Origin of the sequence: Tepidiphilus succinatimandens (assembly GCF_006503695.1) — a bacterium.
Classification (GTDB): Bacteria; Pseudomonadota; Gammaproteobacteria; order Burkholderiales; family Rhodocyclaceae; genus Tepidiphilus; species Tepidiphilus succinatimandens.
The window spans coordinates 140,585-146,736 of sequence record NZ_SBIK01000002.1; the positions used below are offsets into that span (position 1 = coordinate 140,585).

A 6,152-nucleotide genomic window follows, 5' to 3' on the forward strand; every position below is an offset into this window, starting at 1 on the left:
TCAGATGACTTCGGGGGCGAGCGAGACGATCTTCATGAAGCGCTCGGTACGCAGCTCGCGGGTGACGGGACCGAAGATGCGCGTACCGATCGGCTCGAACTTGTTGTTGAGCAGCACGGCCGCATTGCCGTCGAACTTGACGAGCGAACCGTCGGGGCGGCGCACGCCCTTGGCGGTACGCACCACGACGGCGTTATACACATCGCCCTTTTTCACGCGACCGCGCGGCGCGGCCTCTTTGATCGACACCTTGATGATGTCGCCGATGTTGGCGTAGCGGCGCTTGGAGCCGCCGAGCACCTTGATACACATGACCTTGCGCGCGCCGCTGTTGTCGGCGACCTGCAAGAGGGTCTGCATCTGGATCATGAATTTCTCCAACTTATACCGCAAGTGCGGACAGTCTTGGACTCGCACGTCCGCCCGACTTCATCGACGGGCGGACGGGAAAGCGAAGCGCCCCGCCATACGACGGGGCGAGAGTCCGGCACTATAACTGATGCGGCAGGAAAATGCAAGGGAAAAAATCAGGCCAACGCCGCCTTGGCGACGAGCCGGACGACTTTCCACGTCTTCGTCTTGGAGATCGGACGGCACTCCTCGATTTCGACGATGTCGTTGAGCGCCACGGCCGGGTCCTCGCAGTGAGCATGGAATTTACGGGACTTGGTAACGATCTTCCCGTAAAGCGGATGCGCCACGCGACGTTCCACCAGCACGGCCACGGTCTTGGCCCGGGCCGTACTCACGACGCGCCCGACCATGCGCTGCCGGGTCTTGTTTTGCACTTCTTCGGTCATTTACGCACCCCTTTTTCCCGCAGCAGGGTCTTGATGCGGGCGATGTCACGCCGCGTGGCGCGCATCGCCGCGGTATTGGTCAGTTGCTGCGTCGCCTGCTGCATCCGCAGGGAAAATTGCGCCTTGCGCAGCGCAATCAGCTCCTGCTCGAGCTCGGCGACACTTTTTTCGCGCAGTTCCTTGGCTTTCATCATGCCGCTCCCAGCTTGCGGGTGACGAAGATGGTCTTGAAGGGCAGCTTGGCGGCCGCGAGCGCGAAGGCTTCACGGGCGAGCGCTTCGCTCACGCCATCCATCTCGTAGAGCACCTTGCCCGGTTGGATCTCGGCGACCCAGTATTCGGGGTTCCCTTTCCCGCTCCCCATCCGGACTTCGGCCGGCTTCTTGGAAATGGGTTTGTCGGGGAACACGCGAATCCAGATGCGCCCACCGCGTTTGATGTGGCGGGTCATGGCACGCCGCGCGGCCTCGATCTGGCGGGCGGTCAGTCGCCCGCGACCGATGGCCTTGAGACCGAATTCACCGAAGGAAACGGAAGCCCCGCGTGTCGCCAGTCCCTTGTTTCGGCCCTTCTGGACCTTGCGGAATTTAGTTCGTTTCGGCTGCAGCATCGCCCACTCCCGAAGTTACGTTCGCTTTGGCGGCGCGGGTGCGACGACCACGACGCGCGCCCTCTCCTTCTTCGCGACGGCCCCGCGAAGGACGCCGGGCTTCCCGTTCGACGGGCTCCTGCGGCGCCTGGTTGCGCGCCAGGATGTCACCTTTGTAGAGCCAGACCTTGACGCCGATGATGCCGTAAGTGGTCTGCGCCTCGGCAAAACCGTAGTCGATGTCGGCGCGCAGCGTCTGCAGCGGCACGCGGCCTTCGCGATACCATTCGGAACGCGCGATCTCGGCTCCGCCCAAACGGCCGGAAGTCATGATCTTGATGCCTTTGGCGCCGAGCCGCATGGCATTTTGCATCGCGCGCTTCATCGCCCGCCGGAACTGGATGCGCTTCTCGAGCTGGGTGGCGACCGACTCGGCGATGAGCTGCGCGTCGAGCTCGGGCTTGCGGATCTCTTCGATCGTGAGGTGCACCGGCACGCCCATGCGGCGGTTGAGGTCGGCCTTGAGCAGCTCGATGTCTTCGCCCTTTTTGCCGATGACCACGCCCGGACGCGCCGAGTGGATCGTGATCTTGGCGCTCTTGGCCGGGCGCTCGATGACGATGCGGCTCACCGCGGCGTGCTTGAGCTTGTTCTTCAGGTAGCCGCGCACCTGGGCGTCCTGCTGCAGCAGGCGCGGAAAATCTTTGCTCGGCGCAAACCAGCGCGAAGCCCAGTCACGGGTGACGACGAGGCGAAAGCCGGTCGGATGGATTTTCTGTCCCATGTTTGCTCCTTATTCTCCGACCGCGACGATGATGTGCGCCGTGGGCTTGAGGATCTTCGCCCCGCGCCCTTTGGCCCGCGCCCGGAAGCGCTTGAGCACCACGCCCTTCTCGACCATGATGCGTTTGACCTTGAGCTCGTCGACGTCGGCACCGTCGTTGTGTTCGGCATTGGCGATGGCCGACAGGAGCGCCTTGCGGATCAAATGCGCGCCTTTCTGCGGGCAGAACGCGAGAATGTCGAGCGCCTGCGCCACCGGCTTGCCGCGGATGAGGTCGGCGACGAGTCGGCCTTTCTGGGGAGAAAGGCGCACGCCGCGCACGATAGCCTTGGTTTCCATATCTCGTATCCTCGAGCGTTAGCGTTTGGCCTTCTTGCCCGCGGCGTGCCCTCGGAAGGTGCGGGTGAAGGAGAATTCGCCGAGTTTGTGCCCGACCATCGCCTCGGTGATGAAGACCGGGACGTGTTGCCGGCCGTTGTGCACCGCGAACGTCAGCCCGATGAACTCGGGAATGATCGTGGAGCGACGAGACCAGGTCTTGATCGGACGCTTGTCGTTGGTCGCGCGACTTTGCTCGACCTTCTTGAGCAGATGGGCGTCGACGAACGGCCCTTTTTTGACTGAACGTGCCATGGCTTACCCCTTAACGCTTGTGCCGGCGCTGGACGATCATGTTGTCCGTGCGCTTGTTGCGGCGAGTGCGATATCCCTTGGTCGGCTGACCCCACGGGCTGCGCGGCACGCCGCCTTCGCCGGTGCGCCCTTCGCCACCGCCGTGCGGGTGGTCGATCGGGTTCATCGCCACGCCGCGCACGGTGGGACGGATCCCGCGCCAGCGCGAGGCGCCGGCCTTGCCGAGTTTTTCCAGCGAATGCTCGCCGTTGCCGACTTCGCCGATGGTGGCGCGGCACTCGACGTGGACCTTACGCACCTCGCCCGAGCGCAGCCGCACCTGGGCATAGGCGCCTTCGCGCGCGACGAGCTGCACCGACGCCCCGGCGGCTCGGGCAAGCTGACCGCCCTTGCCCGGAACGAGCTCGACGTTGTGCAGCGTCGAACCCACGGGGATGGAGCGGATCGGCAGCGCGTTGCCGGGCTTGATCGGCGCCTGCGGGCCGCTCATCACCGTCTGCCCCACCGTCAGCCCCTTCGGCGCGAGGATGTAACGGCGCTCGCCATCGGCATAGCACAGCAGCGCGATGTGTGCCGAGCGGTTCGGATCGTATTCGATGCGTTCGACCTTGGCCGGAATGTTGTCCTTGTTGCGGCGGAAGTCGACGATGCGGTAGAACTTCTTGTGCCCGCCGCCCTTGTGCCGCGTGGTGATGCGCCCCGCGTTGTTGCGGCCCGCCAGGCGCGTCATCGCCTCGACGAGGGAGGGATACGGCCGCCCCTTGTAGAGTTCCTTGTTGACGACCCGCACCATGGCACGGCGGCCAGGCGAAGTCGGTTTCATCTTGATCACTGCCATGATGGTTTACTCCCCGGCCATGAAGCTGAGCTCTTGGCCCGGCTTGAGCGAGACGAAGGCTTTCTTCCAGCCGGAACGACGGCCGGTGATGCGCCCCATCCGCTTTTCCTTGCCTTTGACGTTGAGCACCCGCACGCCCTGGACTTCGACCTCGAAAAGCTTTTCGACGGCGGCCTTGATCTCGGGTTTGGTCGCATCGGAGGCGACGCGGAACACCACCTGGTTGAGGCGCTCCCCAAGCATCGTGGCCTTCTCCGAGATCTGCGGTCCGAGCAGAACCTGATAGAGGCGTTCTTCGCTGATCGTCATTGCCACATCTCCTCGAATTTGGCCACGGCGCCCTTGGTGAGCAGCACTTTGGGGAAATGCACCAGCGCCACCGGGTCGGTTTCATGCGCCGCCAGCACCAGCACGTCCTTGAGGTTGCGGCTGCCGAGCAGCAGGTTCTCGTCGAGTTCGTCGGTGACGAGCAACACGCGGGTACCGGCCAGACCCATGTCCTTGATCTTCTGGGCGACGAGCTTGGTCTTGGGCGCCTCGACGCGGAAGTCGTCGATCACCGCCAGGCGGTCTTCCCGGGCGAGCTGCGAGAGAATGGTGGCCATGGCCGCACGGAACATCTTGCGGTTGACCTTCTGCTTGAAGTTTTCCTCGGGCGAGCTCGGGAAGATCTTGCCACCATGCCGCCACAGCGGGCTGGAGGTCATCCCGGCGCGCGCGCGGCCCGTGCCTTTCTGGCGCCACGGCTTGCGGGTGGAGTGATGCACCTGCGAGCGATCTTTCTGGGCGCGCGTACCTTGCCGGGCATTGGCCTGATAGGCGACGACGACCTGATGCACCAGCGCCTCGTTGTAGGGGCGGGCGAAGAGCGTGTCGGAGACCTGGGCGGTTCCGGCAGGCTGACCCTGCGCATTCAATAGCTTGAGTTCCATATCCACCTCGCCTTAGCCTTTGACCGCCGGGCGCACGATCACGTCGCCGCCCTTGGCACCGGGAACCGCCCCCTTGACGAGCAGGAGATTGCGTTCGGCATCGACGCGCACGATCTCGAGATTCTGCACCGTGACGGTCTCGTCGCCCAGATGCCCCGCCATGCGCTTGCCGGGAAAGACCCGGCCGGGATCCTGCGCCATGCCGATGGAGCCGGGCGCGCGCGTGGTGATCGAGTTGCCGTGCGAGGCACGGTTGGAGCTGAAGTTGTGGCGTTTGATCGCGCCGGCGAAGCCCTTGCCGATGGAGCGGCCAGTGACGTCGACTTTCTGTCCCGGTTGGAACATCGTCACGGACAGTTCCTGACCGAGCTGCAGCGAAGCGAGCTCGGCAGGATCGACGCGGAATTCCCGCAGCACGCGCGCCGCAGTGACCCCCGCCTTGGCGAAATGCCCGGCGAGCGCCTTGGTGGTGCGCGAGGGCTTGCGCGACCCGAACCCGATCTGGACGGCGGCATAGCCGTCGGTCTCGGGCGTCTTGAGTTGCGTCACACGGTTGGCGGAGGCTTCGAGCACGGTCACCGGGATGGACTGGCCATCTTCGGTGAAAATCCGAGTCATGCCCACCTTGCGAGCGACAAGGCCTAGACTCATGTTGTTCTCCTCGAACCGGTTACGATTGACCGGACGTTTACGAAAAACCACCCGCCGCAGCGGGGAAAACACGCCATTATAAGGCGGTTCGATCCCGCATGCAAGCGGGGGTTACATCAGCTTGATGTCGACGTCCACGCCGGCGGGCAAATCGAGCTTCATCAGCGCATCGACGGTCTTGTCCGTGGGCTCGACGATGTCCATCAGACGCCGGTGCGTGCGGATCTCGAACTGGTCGCGCGAAGTCTTATTCACGTGCGGCGAGCGCAGCACGTTGTAGCGTTCGATCTTGGTCGGCAAAGGAATCGGGCCGTGGACGACGGCGCCGGTGCGTTTGGCCGCCTCGACGATCTCGTGCGCGGACTGGTCGATCAGCCGATAATCGAATGCCTTGAGGCGGATGCGGATCTTCTGGTTGTTCATGATTCATTCCAAAGAGCGAGGGAGAAGAAAAACCCGGCGGAGCGATCCCCGCCGGGCTGTACGGGCAAGGCAATTACTCGATGATCTTGGAGACGACGCCGGCACCGACGGTGCGACCGCCTTCACGGATGGCGAAGCGCAAGCCTTCTTCCATCGCGATCGGGGCAATCAGCTTCACTTCCAGCTTCACGTTGTCACCCGGCATCACCATCTCCACCCCTTCGGGCAGCTTGATCGCGCCGGTGACGTCGGTGGTGCGGAAGTAGAACTGAGGCCGGTAGTTGCTGAAAAACGGCGTGTGACGCCCGCCTTCTTCCTTGGAGAGCACGTACACTTCGCACTCGAAGTGCGTGTGCGGCGTGATCGTCCCGGGCTTGGCGAGTACCTGACCGCGCTCGACGTCTTCGCGCTTGGTGCCGCGCAGCAGCACCCCGACGTTGTCGCCCGCCTGCCCCTGGTCGAGGAGCTTGCGGAACATTTCCACGCCCGTGACCGTGGTCTT

At 64.0% G+C, this 6,152-nt stretch carries 13 protein-coding genes; all 13 read right to left on the reverse strand.

The genetic code is table 11. From position 1 onward, the window contains the following. Nucleotides 1-369 (reverse strand): 50S ribosomal protein L14, encoded by a 369-nt coding sequence (gene rplN / locus EPD82_RS02815; RefSeq protein ID WP_028874988.1) that lies wholly within the window; start codon nucleotides 367-369, stop codon nucleotides 1-3. Nucleotides 370-527: 158 nt separating this feature from the next. After that, nucleotides 528-800, reverse strand: a complete 273-nt coding sequence (gene rpsQ, locus EPD82_RS02820) for a 30S ribosomal protein S17 (RefSeq protein ID WP_055423440.1) — start codon at nucleotides 798-800, stop codon at nucleotides 528-530. Then, nucleotides 797-991 (reverse strand): 50S ribosomal protein L29, encoded by a 195-nt coding sequence (gene rpmC, locus EPD82_RS02825; protein WP_055423439.1) that lies wholly within the window; start codon nucleotides 989-991, stop codon nucleotides 797-799. Before rpmC ends, rpsQ begins: the two co-directional genes overlap by 4 nt. Continuing rightward, nucleotides 991-1,410 (reverse strand): 50S ribosomal protein L16, encoded by a 420-nt coding sequence (gene rplP / locus EPD82_RS02830; protein ID WP_141055116.1) that lies wholly within the window; start codon nucleotides 1,408-1,410, stop codon nucleotides 991-993. Before rplP ends, rpmC begins: the two co-directional genes overlap by 1 nt. Next, the gene (gene rpsC / locus EPD82_RS02835; protein WP_055423437.1) at nucleotides 1,388-2,173 is read right to left on the reverse strand and encodes a 30S ribosomal protein S3; all 786 of its coding nucleotides are present in this window, start codon (nucleotides 2,171-2,173) and stop codon (nucleotides 1,388-1,390) included. The genes rplP and rpsC overlap by 23 nt, the downstream gene beginning before the upstream one ends. Nucleotides 2,174-2,182: 9 nt before the next feature. Beyond that, nucleotides 2,183-2,512, reverse strand: coding sequence for a 50S ribosomal protein L22 (rplV, locus tag EPD82_RS02840; protein ID WP_055423436.1), 330 nt, complete (start codon nucleotides 2,510-2,512; stop codon nucleotides 2,183-2,185). A gap of 18 nt (nucleotides 2,513-2,530) precedes the next feature. Beyond that, nucleotides 2,531-2,806: a 30S ribosomal protein S19 gene (rpsS, locus tag EPD82_RS02845; protein WP_028874994.1), complete on the reverse strand. Its 276-nt coding sequence runs from the start codon at nucleotides 2,804-2,806 to the stop codon at nucleotides 2,531-2,533. Nucleotides 2,807-2,816: 10 nt separating this feature from the next. Continuing rightward, a complete protein-coding gene (rplB, locus tag EPD82_RS02850; protein ID WP_055423435.1) occupies nucleotides 2,817-3,644 on the reverse strand; it encodes a 50S ribosomal protein L2 in 828 nt (275 codons plus the stop codon). A gap of 6 nt (nucleotides 3,645-3,650) precedes the next feature. Next, complete coding sequence (rplW, locus tag EPD82_RS02855) at nucleotides 3,651-3,953, reverse strand: 50S ribosomal protein L23 (protein WP_037990027.1); 303 nt, start codon at nucleotides 3,951-3,953, stop codon at nucleotides 3,651-3,653. After that, nucleotides 3,950-4,576 (reverse strand): 50S ribosomal protein L4, encoded by a 627-nt coding sequence (gene rplD / locus EPD82_RS02860; RefSeq protein ID WP_055423434.1) that lies wholly within the window; start codon nucleotides 4,574-4,576, stop codon nucleotides 3,950-3,952. Before rplD ends, rplW begins: the two co-directional genes overlap by 4 nt. A gap of 12 nt (nucleotides 4,577-4,588) precedes the next feature. Continuing rightward, entirely contained in the window at nucleotides 4,589-5,227 is a 639-nt protein-coding gene (gene rplC, locus EPD82_RS02865; protein WP_141055119.1) for a 50S ribosomal protein L3, read from the reverse strand. Between the two features lie 111 nt (nucleotides 5,228-5,338). Next, nucleotides 5,339-5,650 (reverse strand): 30S ribosomal protein S10, encoded by a 312-nt coding sequence (gene rpsJ, locus EPD82_RS02870; RefSeq protein WP_028874999.1) that lies wholly within the window; start codon nucleotides 5,648-5,650, stop codon nucleotides 5,339-5,341. A gap of 73 nt (nucleotides 5,651-5,723) precedes the next feature. After that, on the reverse strand, nucleotides 5,724-6,152 hold a 429-nt coding region (locus EPD82_RS02875), incomplete at its 5' end, for an EF-Tu C-terminal domain-related protein (protein ID WP_240803296.1).